General features: G+C 37.7%; 12 protein-coding genes and 1 tRNA gene. 12 read left to right on the forward strand and 1 reads right to left on the reverse strand.

Annotated elements, in window-relative coordinates:
• Nucleotides 1–41: 41 nt before the first annotated feature.
• The 7 genes from BCB69_RS00235 to BCB69_RS00265 all read left to right on the forward strand — a co-directional run bounded on the left by BCB69_RS00235 (nucleotide 42) and on the right by BCB69_RS00265 (nucleotide 5,601).
• Entirely contained in the window at nucleotides 42–1,040 is a 999-nt protein-coding gene (locus BCB69_RS00235) for a YybS family protein (protein ID WP_069176685.1), read from the forward strand.
• A 225-nt stretch (nucleotides 1,041–1,265) separates the two neighbouring features.
• Entirely contained in the window at nucleotides 1,266–3,155 is a 1,890-nt protein-coding gene (locus tag BCB69_RS00240; RefSeq protein WP_236887189.1) for a DHH family phosphoesterase, read from the forward strand.
• 3 nt (nucleotides 3,156–3,158) lie between these two features.
• On the forward strand, nucleotides 3,159–3,605 hold the full coding sequence (rplI, locus tag BCB69_RS00245; RefSeq protein ID WP_022513755.1) for a 50S ribosomal protein L9: 447 nt from the start codon (nucleotides 3,159–3,161) through the stop codon (nucleotides 3,603–3,605).
• 84 nt (nucleotides 3,606–3,689) lie between these two features.
• Nucleotides 3,690–4,202, forward strand: coding sequence for an energy coupling factor transporter S component ThiW (gene thiW / locus BCB69_RS00250; RefSeq protein WP_022513756.1), 513 nt, complete (start codon nucleotides 3,690–3,692; stop codon nucleotides 4,200–4,202).
• A 51-nt stretch (nucleotides 4,203–4,253) separates the two neighbouring features.
• The gene (locus BCB69_RS00255) at nucleotides 4,254–4,901 is read left to right on the forward strand and encodes a hypothetical protein (protein ID WP_022513757.1); all 648 of its coding nucleotides are present in this window, start codon (nucleotides 4,254–4,256) and stop codon (nucleotides 4,899–4,901) included.
• 119 nt (nucleotides 4,902–5,020) lie between these two features.
• Nucleotides 5,021–5,104 (forward strand) — tRNA-Leu (locus BCB69_RS00260).
• Nucleotides 5,105–5,232: 128 nt separating this feature from the next.
• Nucleotides 5,233–5,601 carry a desulfoferrodoxin family protein gene (locus BCB69_RS00265; RefSeq protein ID WP_022513758.1) on the forward strand — a complete coding sequence of 123 codons (369 nt, stop codon included), beginning with the start codon at nucleotides 5,233–5,235 and terminating at the stop codon, nucleotides 5,599–5,601.
• A gap of 78 nt (nucleotides 5,602–5,679) precedes the next feature.
• Here the strand turns inward: BCB69_RS00265 and mscL are convergent, their stop codons facing one another.
• Nucleotides 5,680–6,138, reverse strand: a complete 459-nt coding sequence (gene mscL, locus BCB69_RS00270; protein ID WP_022513759.1) for a large conductance mechanosensitive channel protein MscL — start codon at nucleotides 6,136–6,138, stop codon at nucleotides 5,680–5,682.
• A gap of 334 nt (nucleotides 6,139–6,472) precedes the next feature.
• On the opposite strand from mscL, the gene BCB69_RS00275 reads away from it, so the two are divergent.
• From BCB69_RS00275 to BCB69_RS00295, 5 genes are all read left to right on the forward strand, one after another.
• Nucleotides 6,473–9,901 carry a pyruvate carboxylase gene (locus BCB69_RS00275; RefSeq protein WP_069176687.1) on the forward strand — a complete coding sequence of 1,143 codons (3,429 nt, stop codon included), beginning with the start codon at nucleotides 6,473–6,475 and terminating at the stop codon, nucleotides 9,899–9,901.
• A 227-nt stretch (nucleotides 9,902–10,128) separates the two neighbouring features.
• The gene (locus BCB69_RS00280) at nucleotides 10,129–11,013 is read left to right on the forward strand and encodes a DUF3829 domain-containing protein (RefSeq protein ID WP_022513760.1); all 885 of its coding nucleotides are present in this window, start codon (nucleotides 10,129–10,131) and stop codon (nucleotides 11,011–11,013) included.
• A gap of 325 nt (nucleotides 11,014–11,338) precedes the next feature.
• A complete protein-coding gene (gene rpoB / locus BCB69_RS00285) occupies nucleotides 11,339–15,127 on the forward strand; it encodes a DNA-directed RNA polymerase subunit beta (RefSeq protein ID WP_069176688.1) in 3,789 nt (1,262 codons plus the stop codon).
• A 26-nt stretch (nucleotides 15,128–15,153) separates the two neighbouring features.
• Entirely contained in the window at nucleotides 15,154–19,149 is a 3,996-nt protein-coding gene (rpoC, locus tag BCB69_RS00290; RefSeq protein ID WP_069176689.1) for a DNA-directed RNA polymerase subunit beta', read from the forward strand.
• Nucleotides 19,150–19,439: 290 nt separating this feature from the next.
• Nucleotides 19,440–20,675 carry an S-layer homology domain-containing protein gene (locus BCB69_RS00295; RefSeq protein ID WP_069176690.1) on the forward strand — a complete coding sequence of 412 codons (1,236 nt, stop codon included), beginning with the start codon at nucleotides 19,440–19,442 and terminating at the stop codon, nucleotides 20,673–20,675.
• The last annotated feature ends 91 nt before the right edge of the window (nucleotides 20,676–20,766 follow it).

The raw sequence follows: 20,766 nt of genomic DNA on the forward strand, positions 1-20,766 counted from the left end.
CTTATTTTATATGTTTATAAAGGGTTGTTGAGAGGCTATATATGTTTCAAAATTTTGAAAGAAAGATATCACCGGCAACGACGTTAGTTACCGCGGCCATGTGTAGCGCTATTGCTATTATATTTTCTGTAATCGGATTGTACTTGCCTGTTTTATCTATCATAGCGTTTTTGATTGTACCGATTCCCATTGCTTATGTATGTTTGCGATTCGGAATGAAGTGGGGATGGTTGGTTAGTGTCACCGTTTTATTGCTGGATAGCATACTCTTTGATATTTTATCTGTAGCTTTTGCCAGTGCTACTTTTTGTTTATTAGGACTTATGCTGGGGTTTTGCTATCAGAAAAAGTATAGTGCTGTTAAAACTTTATGGTTATCAGTTATAGTGTCGGCAGGAACACTAATAGCACAATTTGCCATAGCATCATTATTTACCGGAGCCGATTTATCTATATTTTTGGGGAATATACCTCCGGAATTAAATCAAGAAATAGATACTATACTTACCGGTGTATATAGTGGATCTGATTTGGAAATGGTAAAAATACAGGTCAATGAAACTTTAAACTTAATAGTTAAAGCATTGCCTTTCTCTTTCTTTTTAGTGGCTGTATTTCAAGCTTTCGCCCCGATGTGGCTTTGTAGAAAGATTTTTAATAAATTAGGAATTTCGAATATTCCTTATTTTTCACCTTTTTATAGTTGGCAGTTTTCACCTTTTATTGTCTATACATATATAGCAGTTATACTTGGCAAGATACTTTTTCAAAGCATAGGGATCTGGAGAGTTGATTATGAGTCAGTTATACTTAATATTTCTCTCTTATGTATGTGGATTATGTGGTTGCAAGGTTTATCGGTTCTCTGGTGGGCTACTTATTATAAACCTACATGGAGGACTTGGCGTTGGCCTATAGTTATTGGGAGTTTTATATTACCGTTAATACAATTTATTGTCGCAGGTGCCGGCGCTTGGGATATGATAACTGGATATCGAAAGAAGGCTGAAAAATTAAAAAATACTCATACAGTAAGCTGATTCTTTGTTCTTTAGAATAAGGGAATAGATGAAAACAAGAATACTTTTCGTGTATAATAAGAAGATAGTTGAGAATGAAATTTGAAACATAAGACTACTTTTGTGAGCGGAAATGTTTCTGAGGTGAAGAGTATGCTTAGTGATATATGGATATATAAGAAAAACGAAAAAATATTTTTTATAATACTGGTAATTCTGTTAATTACTCTTGCATTACAGAACTGGATGTTAGGGGTGTTAACTGCTATTGTTATTGCCGGACTTGGAATAATTATTGAAAGAAATGATTATAAGCAAGAAAGAATTTTACTTGCTTATTTAGATGAACTTTCAGCAGGTGTAGAGGCAGGGACTATCTACGCAGTAAAAAATTTACCGCTTGGAATTGCGATGATTGATGAAAATCGAAAGTTTGTATGGGCAAATGGTGTTTTTCGCTCATGGCTTAATGCAGAGCTTGGCGAAAAGAATCATTTTAAAGATATCTTTACAAATGTTCGGATTTCTAAGATTTGGGGGAAAACCGGATGGTATGACTTTAATTATGAAGAAAGTTATTACCGTGTGTTTTATAAATTTATTTCTCCAACTAAAGAAGACGGATCTTCTTTTATGGTGTTCTATCTTATTGATAGAACGGATATGGCATTAGCTATACAAGCCAGTGAAGCTGCGATGCCGGTGTTCGGACTACTTCGTGTGGATAATATTTCTGAAGCAACGCAAAATATGACAGATGTAGAAAAATCGAATTTACTTTCTGATGTAGACGAAGCTGTCTTATCGGAATTTGCTGCATATGATGCATTTATCAAACGATATGGAGTGTCTGAGTTCGTCATTTGTTTATCTAGGGAATCTTTATCTAAGTTAATGGATGAAAACTTCAGCATTTTGGATAAGGTGCGTTCTATTCATACGGTGAATCGTATTCCCGTTACCATTTCAATTGGGATTGTAGAAAGTGATACTACTTTTGCTAAACAATTTGAGTCAGCACAAATGGCATTGGACTTAGCTTTAGGACGTGGCGGTGACCAAGCCATAGTACGTATTGGCAAAGATATAAAATCTTTTGGCGGTCGTGCACCTACTTCTGTAAGTTCTACACGTGTGCGTGTGCGTGTAGTAGCACAGGCTCTTCGTGAAATTATGCAAGAAGCTGATCGTGTTTTTGTTATGGGGCATGGACATGAAGATTTTGATGCTATTGGAGCCTCTATCGGGGTTACACATTTAGCTAAAGTTTCAGGAAAACCTGTTTATGTAGTTCTTTCTCCTTATGAAGAAACTTCTATGAAGATGATTAAAGTTCTTCGTGAAGATTCAGAGCTGCATTCGTTGTTAATAACAGAAAAAGAAGCTATAGAATTATTGACTGACAAGAGTGTACTTTTTGTGGTTGATACACATGTACCGGCAGTAGTGGCGGCTCCTGAGTTGCTTGCATTAGCTAAAAAGCGTGTAATTATTGATCACCATAGAAGAAATCCGTCAATTATTACTCCTACACTTCTTACTTATATGGAACCTTCTTCATCATCTGCGTCTGAGTTGGTAAGTGAATTGATTCAGTACTATGGTGGAGAAAAAGAATTATTACCGATTGAAGCATCTTGTTTATATGCCGGTTTAGTAGTAGATACTAAAAATTTTTCTGTACAAACCAGTGTTAGAACTTTTGATGTTGCTAGCTATCTTCGTAGAAGTGGTGCCGATACAAAACTTGTTCGGGATATGTTTTCTGTTAATGTGGAAACTGTCAAAATTAAGTCTGAAATTATGGCACATCTTAAAACCGTGGACGATCATATTGTTTTTGCAGAATGTCCCGAAGGTACACAACAACCTCAGATTGTTGCAGGTCAGGTAGCAGATTATTTAGTTTCTGTTGAAGGTATCCGAGCCAGTTTCCTCTTTTATCATCAAGAAGCAGGGGTAGTTAATGTTTCCGCAAGAAGTGACGGTTCTATTAATGTTCAATTAATTATGGAAGCACTTGGTGGTGGAGGACATATGACAGTATCGGGGGCTCGACTTACAGGAGATGTTACTGTGGAATATGCTACACAAAAAATTATAGAAGAAGTTCGTAAACAAACTAAGGAGGAATAACATATGAAAGTAGTATTATTGCAGGATGTAAAGAAATTAGGGAATCGTGGAGATGTTATTGAAGTAGCAGATGGGTATGGACGTAATGTGTTAATTAGGAAAGGTCTTGCAGTAGAAGGTACTAAAGCTAATTTGAACACTGCTAAGCAACGTCAAGAATCTAAAGAATTTAAATCTAAAGTAGCAGCAGATGAAGCGGTTATTATGGCTTCTCAACTGAAGAAAGTAAAAGTGGTTATTAAAGTACAGACCGGAGAAGATGGGAAAGTCTTTGGCAGTGTAACCGCTCGTGATATTGCAGCAGCTCTTAAGGAACAATATAAGTTTGATTTTGATAAGAAGAAAATTATGTTGGAACAACCAATAAAAACGGTAGGGGAATATGAAGTGAATGTATGGGTACACCCGCAAGTAAAAAGTACCATTCAACTTTCTGTTGTTTCTGAATAATGGAATGATATACAAGCACGAATAAGGCTTTTGCTTTATTCGTGCTTGTGTTGTTAATATGTATTTATAGAAAGAGGATAATACATGAAAAAATTATTAAAACATTCTGATTATGAAATGGATTCGAATAAAAAGTTGATAACTACGGCTTTATTTATTGCAATTGCTGTACTGGGGTCTACTTTTTCTTTTCCAATATTAGGTGCTAAATGTGCACCTGTACAGCATGTTATAAATGTGTTATCTGCCATTTTGCTTGGACCTTGGTATGCGTTGATACAAGCTTTTTTATCATCTTTGATTCGCAATGTATTAGGAATGGGAACACTATTTGCTTTTCCTGGCAGTATGTTTGGGGCTTTATTAGCAGGGCTTTTATATAAATATACACGTAAAAATATAGCTGCTTATATGGGTGAAATCATAGGGACTTCTATTTTGGGTGGCATTACGGCATATCCGGTAGCGGTATTTATTTTAGCATCTAATAAAGCTGCTATATTTAGTTTTGTTATCCCTTTTTTTATTAGTACTGCGGGTGGCACTTTATTATCTGCACTTATCGTAGCTGCTATAGAAAAAAGGTTATGGAAATAGAATATAGCAAGTTCAATTTACTTTTTAATGTATAAAAATAAGGAGATGAAGATGTTTAAATTTTTTAAAGAAATAAAAGAAGCTATTCAAGAAGGTATTGCAGAGGCTAATGAAGAATTGGCAGAAGAAAAGAAACAGGAAGAAGAACAGGAAAAGCAAATATTATCTTTAGGAAATCCCAGTGTTGAAAATATAGCAATCGCTTTTAGTTGCCCTTTTAGAGATGTGCTGACTAAAGGAACTGTTTTGCGGTTATTTAACTTCGGCATGCTGTCAGAGGATGAAAAAGAAAGTTTTAAAAGTATACTCTATAGAGACTTTAAAATTAAAGATGCTTATAGTGTAAAAGAAGCTTTAGATAGCATAAGTGAATCCGTAGATGGTGAAAATGATGTACATGCGGTATTTTTGCTGGCTATAAAAATATATATGATTACTTCTTCTGTAGAGGTGGGATTTATTTCTTTTGCAGATTATGAAAAATGTTGTAAAGAGTATATAAGAGGTATTGTATGTAATGATAACGTTTATTCCTGGGAAAGTTTTGGTAAAGCGTTTATGGATGGAGAATGCATTAATAACATATTAGGGCGGCAAGTTCTTAAAAGTAGTATTCGAAGACTTTTAACGGATAAGATAAGCCCGTGGATAATTTTTTCTTGGGAGCAAATTCAAGAAGAAGTAATAAATACCTTTTAACACACTTAATAAAAGCATTCTTTTTGAAATAAAAAGAGTGCTTTTTAATAGGAACAGATTCAAAAGTTTTCTTGACCGGAATACTATTAATCGATATAATATAGCAATGATTTATTTATGCGAGCGTGGCGAAATTGGTATACGCACCAGATTTAGGATCTGACGCCTCTGGCATGGGGGTTCGAGTCCCCCCGCTCGCACCATCTTGCTTAGCGGCAAGATTTTTTATTTGTCTAATATTGTGAACATATGTTTTGTTTACATGCTAAGCATGATATAATAAAAGCACAAGGATATTATTGAATAATGTATTGAACAGAGGAGTATAATCATGAAATTTTATCGTTCAAATGATCAAGATGAAATTACTATTGTTGTAAGTAAGTTGGGCGTACCGCCTCATAAAGGTGCAGTAGAAGAATTGACTGCTAATACAGTAGATGCAGCTAGAGAAAAGCATGTTCCTGTTATTGAAAATGCAGGTTATGAAGTGACTGTTACGGTAGGAGATGTTATTCATCCGATGACAGATGCGCATTATATTATGTGGATTGCTATTGAAACTAAAGAAGGTTTTCAGATTAAGCATCTGACTCCGGATATGACACCGACAGCGTCCTTTCACTTGATGGAAGGAGATACATTAATTGCTGCGTATGAATATTGCAATTTACATGGATTGTGGAAAGCTGCTATATAATAGAGGTTGTGGTTTAAAATTGTGTCAATAAAAAAGGAACCTGATACATGGATATCAGGTTCCTTTTTTATTATTATTTTATGATTGTACTGGGTTAGAAGGGATTTCTTCTGTACAATGCGGACAACGAGTAGCTTCATCGGCGACAGCTTCTTTGCAGAAAGGGCAAAGTCTCACTACTTTTGCCGGAGCTGCAGGCTCTTTCGGGAATAACTTATTCATTTGTCTAATAACCATGAATATGGCAAATGCAATAATCAAGAAATCAATAATTGTATTGATAAATACACCGTACGCAATGACCGGTACATTGTACTCTTGTGCTTCTGCTAAAGTGTGCACAGGAATATTGCCTAAGTTAATAAATAAATTGGAAAAATCGACACCGCCAAGTAACACACCGATAGGCGGCATAAGGATATTGGTGACTAAAGAGGATGTGATTTTGGCAAAGGCACCTCCTATAACAACACCGACTGCCATGTCGATTACATTTCCGCGCATTGCAAAGTCTTTAAAGTCTTTGAATAGTCCCATAAAAGCCTTCTTTCTAAGAATATAGGATGACCTCTGTCAGGTCTGAGTTATATTTACTATAACATAAAATTTTTATGTTTGAAACAGAAACGTTATTGCTTAATAATGTAGATATAAAGTTTATTTATATAAACAAGTATACTCTTTAGAGTCTAAATAAAGTAATAATAGAACTCTTAAATACCAATAAAGTATAGAAAAAAGTAATAAAGCTATTGAATTTACAGATAGTAAAAAGTAAAATAAGGAATAAGCAAGTGAAAGCAGTTTGGTTTTATGTTCTGTTTTGCTGATCCTGAGAATTTATAAGAATTCTCATCGTAGGAGGAGTTTTATGAAAAAAATAAATAAAATCTTAGTAGCGAATCGTGGAGAAATTGCTATCCGTGTATTCCGCGCCTGTAAAGAATTAGGAATTCGTACGGTAGCAGTTTATTCTCAGGAAGATATTTTATCTTTACATAGAAATCGTGCAGATGAAGCATATCTTGTAGGTGTAGGTAAAGGTGCTGTCGGAGCTTATCTTGATGTCGAAGATATTATTCGAGTAGCTAAAGAACATCATGTGGATGCCATTCATCCCGGGTATGGTTTTTTGGCGGAAAATGCTGATTTGGCAAAACGTTGTGAAGAAGAAGGAATTATTTTTATCGGACCTCGTGTAGAACATTTAATTATGTTCGGAGATAAGGTAAATGCTCGTATTCAAGCTAAGAGAGCGGAAATACCGATGATTCCGGGAAGTGATGGTCCGGTATCTACCTATGAAGAAGTAAAAAAATTTGCGGAAACATATGGTCTTCCTATTATGATTAAGGCTGTTAATGGCGGTGGCGGACGAGGTATGCGTCAGGTAGATCGTATGGAGGACTTGGAATCTGCCTTTGAACGTGCTAAATCGGAAGCCAAAATGGCTTTTGGGGATGAAGAAGTATATCTCGAAAAATGTATCATGAATCCTAAGCATATTGAAGTGCAGATCATAGGGGATGAGCAAGGAAATATTATTCATTTATTTGAACGTGATTGTTCTATACAGCGTAGACATCAAAAGGTTATTGAAATGGCACCTGCATGGTCATTACCTAAAGAACTTCGTCAAAATATATGTGATGCAGCTGTCAAATTGATGAAAAATGTTAACTATTTGAATGCAGGAACGGTAGAATTTTTGGTCGATAAAAATGAAAAAGATTTCTATTTCATTGAAGTAAATCCGCGTATTCAAGTAGAACATACCGTGACTGAAATGATTACGGACGTAGATATTGTAAGAACACAAATTTTGATTGCGGAAGGATATCCTCTTGATGATGCGGAGGTAGGCATTGGTAAACAAGAAGATATTTGGTTTAAAGGTGTAGCCTTACAGTGTCGTATCACAACAGAAGATCCTGCAAATAACTTTATGCCGGATACCGGTAAGTTAATTGCATATCGTTCCGGCGGTGGTCCGGGTGTTCGTTTGGATGCAGGAACTGCTTATACAGGAGCTGTTATTACTCCGCATTATGACTCTTTATTGGTAAAAGTAACTGTACATGCATTGACACCTACTAGTACCGTAAATAAAATGCTTCGTTGTTTAGATGAATTCCGTATTTCCGGTGTAAAAACAAACATTTTCTTCCTTCAAAATGCTCTTCATACAGAAGATTTCCAAAAAGGGTTATGTGATGTAAATTACATTGACCGTCATCCGGAGTTGCTGGTAGATCCTAATATTGTAGGAGATCGTGGAACGCGTTTACTTGACTATATTGGCGATATTACTATCAATGGATATGCGAATGCAGGACATCAAGATAAACCGGATTTTGAAACTCCACCTGTATTGGATGCCTCTCATTTAAAAACTCCTGCAGGAACCAGACAGCTATTAGAAGAGCTCGGACCTGAAAAATTTGCTAAGTGGATTCAAGAACAAAACGAAGTTTTAGTTATGGATACTACTTATCGTGATGCACATCAGTCTTTGTTGGCTACTCGTTTAAGAACACATGATATTATGCAGGCAATTCATTATACAGCATGCCATGTTCCTAATATGTATGCTTTTGAAAACTGGGGCGGGGCTACTTTTGATGTAGCTTATCGATTCTTGGATGAAAGTCCTTGGAGACGTTTGCGTGAGATGCGAGGTGAAGCGCCTAATATCTTATTCCAGATGTTGACTCGTGGTGCTAATACAGTAGGTTATACTAATTATCCGGAAAATGTAGTTCGCCAGTTTATTGGACGTGCAGCAGCTAACGGTATTGATGTATTCCGTGTTTTTGATTGTTTAAATCAATTGTCACATATGGAAGTTACCATCGATGAAGTAAGAAAATTGAATAAATTAGCGGAAGCAACCATTTGCTATACCGGTGATATTTTAGATCCGAACAGACAGAAATATTCTTTGCAATATTATGCAAATTTGGCGAAGGATATGGAAAAAGCAGGTGCTAATATTATTGCTATCAAAGATATGGCGGGACTTTTAAAACCGGAGGCCGCTACTGCTTTAGTATCTACATTGAAAGATGCGGTGGATTTACCAATTCATTTGCATAGTCATTCCGGTAGCGGTACCATGCTTTATACTTATGCTAATGCCGTGAATGCAGGGGTAGATATTATTGATTTGGCAACTACTGCTTTATCTGGCGGTACAAGTCAACCCTCATTAACGGCAATGTATTATGCATTACAAAATAATCCACGCCAGATGTCATTTAATATTCATGAATTGGAAAAGATTGATCGCTACTGGCAAGCTATACGTCCTTACTATGCAGGTGTAGATGCCAGAATGACTTATCCAAATACTACTGTATATGAGCATGAAATGCCCGGCGGACAATATTCGAATCTTCGCCAGCAGGCTACTGCAGTAGGACTTGGAGATAGATGGCTTGAAGTTTGTGATATGTATCATCAAGTAAATATGATGTTTGGAGATATTATTAAAGTAACTCCGTCTTCTAAAGTAGTGGGTGATATGGCATTGTTCATGGTACAAAATAATCTTACGGAAGATGATATTTATGACCGTGGAGATACCATTGATTTCCCAATTTCAGTAGTAGATTTCTTCGATGGTAAATTAGGGGTGCCTTATGGCGGTTTCCCGGAAGTATTGCAGAAAATCATTTTAAGAGGTCGCGAACCGAACTTGGATAGAAAACCTGTTGAAATAGATATCAACAAGATGATTGTAGATATGGATAGGAAAGAAATTCCGATTAATGAAAATAACATTTCTTCTTATTGTATCTATCCGCAAGTTTTTGAAAATTATATTAAGAGATACAAGAAGTTTGGCGATTTATCAGTACTTGATACTCCTACCTTCTTTTTCGGTATGAAACCGGGAGAAGAAATTCGAGTTATGATTGAAGAAGGGAAGATGTTGCTCATTCGTTTAGAGAATATTACTCGTGCGGATGAAAATGGAGATCGTATTGTTCAATTTGAATTAAACGGTATGCCTCGTGAAATTAGGGTACATGATAACCATGTAGAAGATTCTTCTATTGAAATCAAGAAAGCAAATCCGGATATTCCCGGAGAAATCGGTGCAACCCTTTCCGGAAAAGTTGTAAAACTTTTAGTTGGTAAGGGAGATAAGGTAACAAAAGGGGATCCGATTATTGTAACAGAAGCTATGAAGATGGAAACTACTATTACCGCACCGATAGATGGTACAGTTGTTGAGATTCATGCGTTAGCCGGTAATCCGATTGAATCAGGAGATTTGCTCTTAGTTATTGAATGATGTTGTAATTTGAATAATAAAAAAGAACACGTTTCAACGTGTTCTTTTTTATTATTATTTCATATATATTTAATTATATTTATACATTATTATAATGAACTTTATTTTTTCTAATCTAAATGGTATTATTAAACCGAAGTGTTATTTTAAACGGAATATATTTTTTGTTTTAGGATGACCGTTATCATTACTGTTTTAAGAATGTCATTTGTTTAAGGAGTTATCTTATGAGAAAAGCTTTAATTGCAACTGTTTTAATTGGTACTTTAGGTGGCGGTGTATTTTTTAGTGGATGTGGAAGTAATCCAATGTCCAGTGCAGTATCTTCCGTAACTGAGTCAGCAGACTCAAAGAGTGCATCTTTGGCTCCTTATATTAAAGCAGTAAGCTGGTTTAATAATTGGTCTTTTACCTTTAATTATGCGACTGCTCCTGATTTAGCAGATATGAGAGCCGGTAAGCATCCATCTAATTTAAACCTTCCCAGTTATGACAGACTTCAGGAGGAGTTAAAAGAGGCTACAGGGGGAGGTTCCAGCTCTTTTGATAGTGTAGATAGTTCCACGAAAGAAGTTCTTGATATATTAGAAAAATTGGTACCTTTATCAGAAAAGATGCAAGCATATTATTCTTCTGCACAATATAAAGTGGATGGATATGCAGAATGGGATAAGTATGTACAAGAATATTTGCCGTTATATGACAAGTTTGATGCTGCATATGGAAAATTAGATCAAGCGACATCACAGGCAAGTTATCAGATTTCTGAAGAAAAAATACAGGCAGCTAAGGCTGCGGGACATGAAAATGAAGCTACTTTTAGAGAAATGTATTTAGTTGCTTCTGAAATTGTAGAAACTTTTGATAGAGGCGATAATGCTACTGTACAATCCAATTTGCAAAAACTTCAAACATTAAATAACAACTTTAATCCTAAGACAGATAATGATAATAGTGGAGATGTTAAATCATTTAAAGAAAGCATGAATAGCTTTATTGGTAATGTGCGCACTTATTTAAGTGGTGACAGAAAAGATTCAGAAGATATCATCAGAACTTATAATCGTATGATTGATGAAATGAATGATGTAAATCCTAATACTTTAGATTAATTTAATGAGATATCAAAAAGATTAATTACAAAGAAGAACTTTTTTATATAGATTAAAATAACTGCATATGGAAGCACCAAAGAATAAATTTGTCACTAATATTTGACAATTTACACTTATTATAGTAAAATCTTAATTTGCCACGATTCGTTTTAAAATATTATTATATAAGTGTGTATATAAGTGCGTGGAAAACGTTGCAAGGTTAGGAATGACCTTGCCTTTTTCCTATTGAGTGCGGATTGTGTATCGGTAAATTCGGGATAAAAAGAGTCGGATTTCCACTTTATTCCGATTAGGATTTAATGAAAGGGTGAGGCGTGGAATGTTCAGACCTGAACAAGCGGGTACGAGAAAAAGATATACCTATGCTAGAGCACAAGAAGTTTTGAAAATGCCGCATTTGCTCGACCTTCAAACTAAGTCATACGAATGGTTTCAGAAGGAAGGCTTAAAGGATGTTTTCAAAGATATTTCTCCAATCGAAGATGGTGCAAAGAAATGGTCTCTCTATTTAGGAGATTATTACTTCGGAGAAAAAAAGTATAGCATTGAAGAATGTAAGGCAAGAGATGCCACATACTCTGCCCCACTCCAAGTAATGGTTAGATTGGTTAATAAAGAAACCGGTGCTATTAAAGAACATGAATTGTTCATGGGTGATTTCCCTATTATGACAGATACCGGAACCTTTGTTATTAATGGTGCGGAACGTGTCATCGTATCACAACTTGTACGTTCTCCTGGCGTATATTTCAAACGTGAGCAGGATACTTACGGCAAGATGATTTACTCTGGGCAAATTATACCTAACCGTGGAGCTTGGATTGAATTAGAATCTGATACCAACGGAACGTTATCTGTTCGAATTGATCGTAATCGTAAAATGCCTGCCACAGTACTTGTGCGCGCATTAGGATTTTCGAGCAATGAAGAGATTTTAGAGCTTTTTTCTCATGATGTTCATATTGAAAAAACATTAGAAAAAGATCCGTCTCGTAGCACTGAAGAAGCACTTATTGAAATTTATAAAAAACTTCGTCCAGGTGAACCGGCTACTGTAGAAAGCGGTACTACTTTGCTTAATAATTTCTTCTATGATCCACATAGATATGATTTAGCTAAGGTAGGTCGTTACAAAGTAAACAAAAAACTTGGGTGGAAGAGTCGTCTTGAAGGACGTACCATTGAAAATCCGATTGTTAATACTGAAACCGGAGAAATCATTATTGAAGGAAATTCTGTTATCGATAATGAAGCCATTACTAAGATTGAAGAAAGTGGTGTATTTGCAGGGGAAGGTCCTGTCGTTGTTACGGTTTTAAAAGATGACGGAACACCTGTAAAAATTATTTGCAATAATAGTAATTTGGATGATAGTTTCCGTACTCTAACAAGAGAAGATATTATAGCTTTTATTGATTATAGTCTTACTATGATGCAGGGATTTGGTGAAGCAGATGATATCGACCACTTGGGAAATCGTCGTGTTCGTACAGTAGGTGAATTATTACAGAACCAATTTAGAATTGGCTTGTCTCGTATTGAACGTGTTGTCCGTGAACGAATGACTACACAGGATCAAGATAAAATGACCCCACAGGCACTTGTTAATATTCGTCCTGTTGTGGCCGCTATTAAAGAGTTCTTCGGTTCTTCCCAGTTGTCACAGTTTATGGATCAGACCAATCCGTTGGCGGAATTAACGCATAAGCGTCGTTTGTCTGCTTTAGGACCCGGCGGTTTATCTCGTGAACGTGCAGGATTTGAAGTTCGAGATGTACATTATTCCCATTACGGACGTATGTGCCCGGTAGAAACACCGGAAGGACCTAACATCGGATTGATTTCTTCCTTATCCAATTATGGGATTATAAATAAATATGGTTTAATTGAAACTCCATATCGTATTGTTGATCATAAAGATAATCATGTAACTAATGATTGTCGTTATGTTACTGCCGATGTAGAGGAAAATAAGACTATTGCACAGGCATCTGAACCTCTTGATGAAAAGGGAAGATTTGTTCACTCTAATGTAGCAAGTCGACGTGGACCTGATGTATTGGAAGCTTCACCGTCTGAAGTAACTTTGATGGACGTATCCCCGAAGCAGGTGGTGTCTATCGGTACATCCTTGATTCCTTTTTTGGAACATGATGATACAAACCGTGCTTTGATGGGTGCAAACATGCAGCGTCAGGCAGTGCCTTTGCTGCGTCCGGAAGCGCCTCTCGTCGGTACAGGTATGGAATTTGTAGCAGCACAGGATTCCGGTGTATGTATTTTAGCTAAGCGTGCAGGTACAGTAACCCATGTGACCGGTCGTCAAATTACTGTTAAAGCGGATAATGGAGAAGTCGATGTATATCCGTTGATTAAGTTTATGCGTTCTAACCAGAGTACTTGTGTTAATCAAAGACCTATTGTGTACAGAGGAGATCGTGTAGAAGCGGGACAGACTTTAGCGGACGGTATGTCAGCGGATGGCGGTGAATTGGCATTAGGACACAATGTGTTGGTTGCTTTCGTGTCTTGGGAAGGATATAACCACGAAGACGCGGTTCTCATTTCAGAACGTCTTTGCAAGGACGACTTATACACCTCTATTCATATAGAAGAGTATGAATGTGATGCTCGTGACACTAAACTGGGTGACGAAGAGATTACTCGAGAATTACCTTCTGTGGGTGAAGATGCTATCAAGAATTTGGATGAAGACGGTATTATTTCTATCGGTGCAGATGTTCGTCCGGGAGATATTTTGGTAGGCAAGGTTACTCCGAAGGGAGAAACTGAATTAACTCCGGAAGAAAGATTACTCCGGGCTATTTTCGGCGATAAAGAAAGAGAAGTTAGAGATACTTCTCTGCGCGTACCACATGGTGAATTTGGTAAAGTTGTAGATGTTAAGGTGTTTACTCGTGAAAATGGGGATGAAATGGCACCTGGCGTAAATAAATTAGTTCGTGTGTATATTGCACAAAAACGTAAGATTCGTGAAGGCGATAAGATGGCAGGACGTCACGGTAACAAGTGTGTATGTTCCAGAATTCTTCCGGTAGAAGATATGCCATTTACACCGGATGGAAGACCTGTTGATTTAGTATTGAATCCATTAGGCGTTCCTTCTCGAATGAATATCGGGCAGATTTTGGAAATTCATTTGTCTTGGGCATGTCATATGCTTGGGGAAAGAATTGAAGAGGCAAAACATAATCCTGCCTTGGCAAAAGAGTTAGAAGCTATGCTTCGTGCAGATGGTTATGATTTTGATAAGTATGGAATGCCGGAACCGGATCAAGCCGGTATTCATATAGCAACACCGGTATTTGATGGTTGCCGTGATGATGAATTGTCTGCAACTCTTCGTCTTGCGGGACTTCCTGAAGATGCTAAAACCGATTTATATGATGGGCGTACCGGTGAAAAATTAGACGGACGAGTAACCATTGGCTGGAAGTATATGCTCAAGTTGCATCACTTAGTTGATGATAAGATTCATGCACGTTCTACAGGACCATATTCCTTGGTTACACAACAACCATTGGGCGGTAAGGCGCAGTTTGGTGGACAACGTTTCGGCGAAATGGAAGTTTGGGCACTGGAGGCGTATGGTGCTGCATATACTTTACAAGAAATGCTTACTATCAAATCTGATGATGTAGTAGGTCGTGTAAGGGCTTATGAAAAGATTGTTAAGGGAGAAAATATTCCGAGTCCGGGTGTACCGGAATCTTTCAAGGTGTTAATGAAAGAACTTCAATCCATTGGGTTAGATGTACGTATCTTAAATGAAAATGGAGAAGAAGTCGTGATGAAAGAATTGGATGAAGAAGAAATCGAATCTAATTTTATCGACCATCATTATCACAAAGAAAATAAAGAAAACAAAGAAGATATTAAGCAACTCATAGAAGGTGATGCTGCTGTGACAGAATCTCGTAAAGCCTTAGAATCCGGTATAGCAGGTACTGTGCAAGCGGTAACTAATGATGTAGCATCTTTTACTGAAACTGCAGAGGCGGAAGCATATGCTGTTGATGGGGATGCAGATACTTCTGTACTAATTACTGATGAACATGGCCAATTAAATGACCATGGTGAAGAATAAGCATTTCCGGAAAGGAGCGGTATCAATTGTTAGATGTAAATGAATTTGATTCCATGAAAATCGGCATCGCCTCCCCGGAGAAGATTCTGGAATGGTCTCATGGTGAAGTAACTAAGCCGGAAACTATTAATTACAGAACACTCAAAGCGGAGACGGATGGTCTGTTTTGTGAAAAGATTTTTGGACCGACTAAAGACTGGGAATGTAAGTGCGGTAAATATAAAAAAATGCGTTACAGAGGCACCGTTTGCGATAAATGCGGTGTAGAAGTAACCAGCTCTAAAGTGCGTCGTGAACGTATGGGACATATTGAATTGGCATGTCCTGTTTCTCACATTTGGTATTTTAAGGGAACTCCGTCTCGTATCGGGTTGATTCTCGATATTTCTCCACGTCAGTTGGAACGAGTATTGTATTTTGCTGCATATATTGTTCTTGATCCGGGTCAGACCAATTTGGTTACTCAGCAAGTTATGAGTGAGCAAGAATATCAACAGGCTATTCAAGAATATGGAGTAGGCTCTTTCAAAGCGGAAATGGGTGCGGAAGCAATTAAAAAATTACTTCAAAACCTTGATCTTGAAAAGATGGAAACAGCTTTAAAAGAAGATATAGCAACCGGTAGCGGTCAGCGTAAAATTCGCAGCATTCGTCGTTTAGAAGAAGTAGAGGCATTCTTACATTCGGGTAATAAACCGGAATGGATGATTCTTTCCGTTCTTCCTGTTATTCCACCGGAACTTCGGCCGATGGTGCAATTGGACGGTGGACGTTTTGCGACCAGTGATTTGAATGACTTGTACCGTCGAGTTATTAATAGAAATAACCGTCTTAAGAGATTACTTGAATTAGGTGCTCCGGAAATTATCGTAAGAAATGAAAAGCGTATGCTTCAAGAAGCGGTAGACGCTGTCATTGATAATGGGCGTCGTGGGCGTGCCGTATCAGGACCAGGCAACCGTGCATTGAAGTCTTTGTCCGATATGCTTAAGGGGAAACAAGGACGTTTCCGCCAAAACTTATTAGGTAAGCGTGTTGATTACTCCGGTCGTTCTGTAATCGTAGTTGGACCGGAACTTAAGATGTATCAATGCGGTTTGCCGAAAGAAATGGCAATCGAATTGTTCAAACCGTTCATTATGCATGAACTGATTGCACGTGGATTGGCATCTAATTTAAAGGTGGCACGTAAGAAAGTAGATAAATTAGTTCCTGAAGTGTGGGATGTATTGGGGGATGTTATTAAAGAACATCCGGTACTTTTGAATCGTGCACCTACATTGCATAGATTAGGTATTCAAGCGTTTGAACCGGTTCTTTGGGATGGTCGTGCTATTAAATTACATCCGTTGGTTTGTCCGGGGTATAATGCAGACTTTGACGGTGACCAGATGGCATGTCATTTGCCACTTTCTGTAGAAGCACAAGCTGAAGCAAGAACTTTAATGCTTTCTATTAACAATATTTTATCCACTAAAGATGGAAAGCCGGTAGCTATTCCTTCTCAGGATATGATTTTAGGTGCATACTACCTTACTATTGTTGAAAAGAGCAAAGAAGAAGAAGATGCGATGGATACATCTAAGCTTCATTGCTTTACCAGTTATGATGAAGTAATGCTTGCTTATAATCTTAAGAGAGTCAAAATTCACGATTTCTTGAAAGTGTATATACCGGGACGTGGATATGTTGTATCTACACCGGGGCGTTTGATTTTTAATTTCGCTATTGCAGAACCTATGCGTTTCTTCTATAAACGTCCTGATGGGCAAGAAGCATTGGGAATTACTATCGGCAAGAAGCAGATGGGTAAGTTAGTCAATGATTGCTTTAAGAAATTAGGATTTAAAGCAACGGGTGACTTATTGGATAGCATTAAGACGCTGGGATTCCATTATGCACTTATTTCCGGTATTTCTATCGGTATTAATGACGTAGCTGTACCGCCGGAAAAAGATAAGATTTTGCAAGAGTCTGATAAGAAAGTAGCTAAAGTAAGAGAATACTTCCGTCGCGGTCTTATTACAAACTCAGAACGTTATAGATTAGTGGTTGATATTTGGTCCAAGGCTACGAATAGAGTTGGCGAAGCTATGAAACATAGCATGAAGAAATTCAATCCGCTTACTATGATGGCACAGTCCGGTGCCCGTGGTAATGATAATCAGATTCGTCAGTTGGCAGGTATGCGTGGTTTGATTGCGGATACTTCCGGTAAGACTGTAGAGTTGCCGGTTAAAGCAAACTTCCGAGAAGGGTTAACCGTATTAGATTACTTTACATCTTCTCACGGTGCTCGTAAGGGGCTTGCCGATACGGCACTTCGTACTGCGGATTCCGGTTATTTAACCAGACGTCTTGTTGACGTATCCCAGGATGTTATTATTCGTGAAGATGACTGTGATGTAAAAGTTTTAGACTTTGAAAGAGAAAAAGCCATCATTGCGGCAAGCGAATCTGTTAAGAAAACTATTATGGAATTGAAACCGGCCTTAATCGGTGCCATTCTTGAACAGGATATAATCGATACTCGTTCCGGTGATATTCTACTTGTGAGAGGGAAGACTCTTGACGCATCAGATATTACCGTGATGAATCGTCACTTAGTAACTTCTGTTACGGTTGTTCCACCTATGGATATGGAGACTTTAGAACCACAGGAACCGGTTACTTATGATTTAGGACAGAAGGAAGGCTATGAAGAATATAAGAATGTTATAAGCCATCGTATGCATGCACATTTTGTCGGAAAGACATTTGAAAATGATGTGGTAACACTTGATGGAGATATTCTTTATAGCAAGGGAACTGTAATTACTGATGAAATTGCAGATACTGTTATCAATAGTAATGTTCCGTTTATTCATGTTCGCATGGATGAATCGGAAGGTGTAGAGTTAAGCAAGATTGTAGAATCAGGCGGACTTATAGAATCCTTAGCAGATCGTATTAGCGGACGTTGTCCGGTAGAAGATATTCTTCATCCGGAAACAGGTGAAGTGATCGCTAAGAAGAATGAAGAGATTTCTGATGATCAAGCAGAAGAAATTGAAAAATTCTATGATAAGGTTAAAGTTCGTTCTATTCTTACCTGTCATTCTGCACATGGTGTTTGTGCTAAGTGTTATGGACGTAATTTGGCAACCGGACGTAAGGTGGAAATTGGTGAAGCAGTTGGTATTATTGCGGCACAATCTATCGGTGAACCGGGTACACAGCTTACTATGCGTACATTCCATACGGGTGGTGTAGCATCTTCTGAAGATATTACACAGGGGTTGCCACGTGTTGAAGAATTATTTGAAGCTCGTAGACCGAAAGGGAATGCTATAATTTCTGATATTGCAGGTACGGTATCCATTGAAGAGTCTGAAGAAAATAAGGGTGTATTCGTTATTACAGTTACTAATGAGGAAACTTCTGAGTCTTATAAGATTCCGTTTGGTAAACGTATTTCTGTAGTAGAAGGGCAAGTTATCGAAGCAGGTGCCCGACTTATCGAAGGTAATATTAATCCTCATGATATTCTTCGCGTACGTGGTGTACAGGCTACTCAGGGATATATTGTTAAAGAAGTACAGAAAGTATATCGTTCACAGGGCGTTGAAATCAATGATAAACATATTGAAATCATTGTGCATCAGATGCTTCGAAAGATTAAGATTAAAGATCCCGGAGATTCTCATTGGCTTCAAGGCGAAACGGTGGATATTGTCGCATTCCGTGCAGAAAATAGCCGCTTGAAAGAAGAAGGGAAGAGTGTAGCTGTAGGAGAAAATCTTTTACTGGGGACAACCAAAGCAGCCTTAGCAACAGACTCGTTCTTGTCAGCAGCTTCTTTCCAGGAGACTACTAGAGTTCTTACTGATGCAGCGATTAAGGGGAAGGTAGATCCTTTAATCGGGCTCAAAGAAAATGTTATTATAGGAAAATTAATTCCGGCAGGAACAGGTATTTCTCGTTACAGAAAAATGAATGTTGTTCATTCGGTAGAAGAGAATCACTTTGTAGATGTTGAATAATTTTTAATATAAAAAGTCACGAAATATAAAAGTTTCGTGACTTTTTTGTGTGAGCATGTAGTAGTTATTTATATTTTTTATTAATATATAAAAAATATTTTTAAACAAAAAGACCTATTTTTTTGACAAAAAGAGTTTGGAAGAGTATGATTTGTTTAACAATAAGAAATTTCCCTATATCTTGTTGTTAAAGAACATAGAAAATATAGTAGAGGAAACCAGGACACTCATTTATGTTTTCTATAATTCTTAATTTTTAGATAGGGAGTTGTAGAAAAGGAGACAAGAACATGAAAAAGATTCTTGCAATCGCTGCTGTAGCAGCTTTGACCGCAGGCGTATCCGCATACGCAGCAAATCCATTCTCTGATGTATCCACAAGCGACTGGGCATATCAGGCAGTAAGTGAATTATCCGACCAGGGAATCGTAGAAGGTTATCCGGACGGAACATTCAAGGGAGAAAGAAATATTACCCGTTATGAATTGGCACAGATCATTGCTAGACTTATGGCAAATGAAGATCAGTACAATGCAGAACAGAGAGCTATGATTGATCAGCTCGCAAGCGAATATGCTGATGAACTTAACAACCTCGGTGTACGTGTAGGTAACCTCGAATCCAAGGTAGGCAACATTTCCTGGTCCGGCGATGCATACATGAAATGGGCTCAGGGTTATGATGCACAGGATGCTAATAACACTGTTGACAGCTACAAAGGTCGTCTCAGAATCAATGCGCATGCACAGGTTAACGACAGCACTTATGTAGAAGGATTGCTCCGTGGCGACATGAACTTCAAGGATGACAAGAACAGTGATGTTGTTATGCAGAGACTCTATGTACACCATGACATTGGTAACAGAGTAGGTGTAAATCTTGGTAAGTATGCACAGTTCTTCGGTCAGACCGGTATGTTCTATGATGGAGAAATCAAGGGTGTTGAAGCAACTTTTGATGCAGGTATGGCTGATGTAACCGTTGGTTATGGTCGTTTGGTAGATGCAGATGCTCTTGCACCTAACACCAATGCTGACTATACCTATGCTAAGGTTGAAGGTAATGTATTCATGGATCGTGTTGGATACAATGTTGACTTCATCAAGGGTCACTCCAACAACAAGAACAAGATTTGGGGCGCAGGTTTAACTGTTGGCGTAACCGATGCAATCGATGTATTCGGTGACTACTACAAGAATGTTGGTCTTGACAAAGATCCGGTAGCATGGACTGCAGGTATCGGTTTTGGTCGTCAGGATGATATGCGTGTAGGCTCTTTCCGTGTAAGTGCTTCCTATATCAATGCTGAAGAGGGTGCTCTTCTCGGCGGCTACACCTATGATGTATCTGCACTCGATGCTCTTGCAAATGGTGCATCTCAGGTTAAGTTCTGGGCAGCACAGGCTGACGTAACCATTGCTAAGAATGTAAGACTCCACGGTGAATACGACTTCAACGTGAAGGCTAAAGATACTCAGGTTGACTTCGACAACTTGGCAACTGTATCTTTAAACTATGTATTCTAATAGAATAGTTTAATAAAAAAGGAATCCTTCGGGATTCCTTTTTTTACTGCCTATTATGTGAATAGAAAAAAGTGTAAGGTTTTATTAGCTG

This window comes from Dialister pneumosintes (genome assembly GCF_001717505.1).
Taxonomy (GTDB): Bacteria; Bacillota; Negativicutes; order Veillonellales; family Dialisteraceae; genus Allisonella; species Allisonella pneumosinta.

Coding starts and splice junctions, on each gene's coding strand:
- BCB69_RS00275 (WP_069176687.1), top strand. CDS start 6,473: ATGAAAAAAATAAATAAAATCTTAGTAGCGAATCGTGGAGAAATTGCT.
- BCB69_RS00240 (WP_236887189.1), top strand. CDS start 1,266: ATGTTAGGGGTGTTAACTGCTATTGTTATTGCCGGACTTGGAATAATT.
- BCB69_RS00255 (WP_022513757.1), top strand. CDS start 4,254: ATGTTTAAATTTTTTAAAGAAATAAAAGAAGCTATTCAAGAAGGTATT.
- rplI (WP_022513755.1), top strand. CDS start 3,159: ATGAAAGTAGTATTATTGCAGGATGTAAAGAAATTAGGGAATCGTGGA.
- BCB69_RS00235 (WP_069176685.1), top strand. CDS start 42: ATGTTTCAAAATTTTGAAAGAAAGATATCACCGGCAACGACGTTAGTT.
- BCB69_RS00295 (WP_069176690.1), top strand. CDS start 19,440: ATGAAAAAGATTCTTGCAATCGCTGCTGTAGCAGCTTTGACCGCAGGC.
- mscL (WP_022513759.1), bottom strand. CDS start 6,138: ATGGGACTATTCAAAGACTTTAAAGACTTTGCAATGCGCGGAAATGTA.
- BCB69_RS00265 (WP_022513758.1), top strand. CDS start 5,233: ATGAAATTTTATCGTTCAAATGATCAAGATGAAATTACTATTGTTGTA.
- thiW (WP_022513756.1), top strand. CDS start 3,690: ATGAAAAAATTATTAAAACATTCTGATTATGAAATGGATTCGAATAAA.
- BCB69_RS00280 (WP_022513760.1), top strand. CDS start 10,129: ATGAGAAAAGCTTTAATTGCAACTGTTTTAATTGGTACTTTAGGTGGC.
- rpoB (WP_069176688.1), top strand. CDS start 11,339: ATGTTCAGACCTGAACAAGCGGGTACGAGAAAAAGATATACCTATGCT.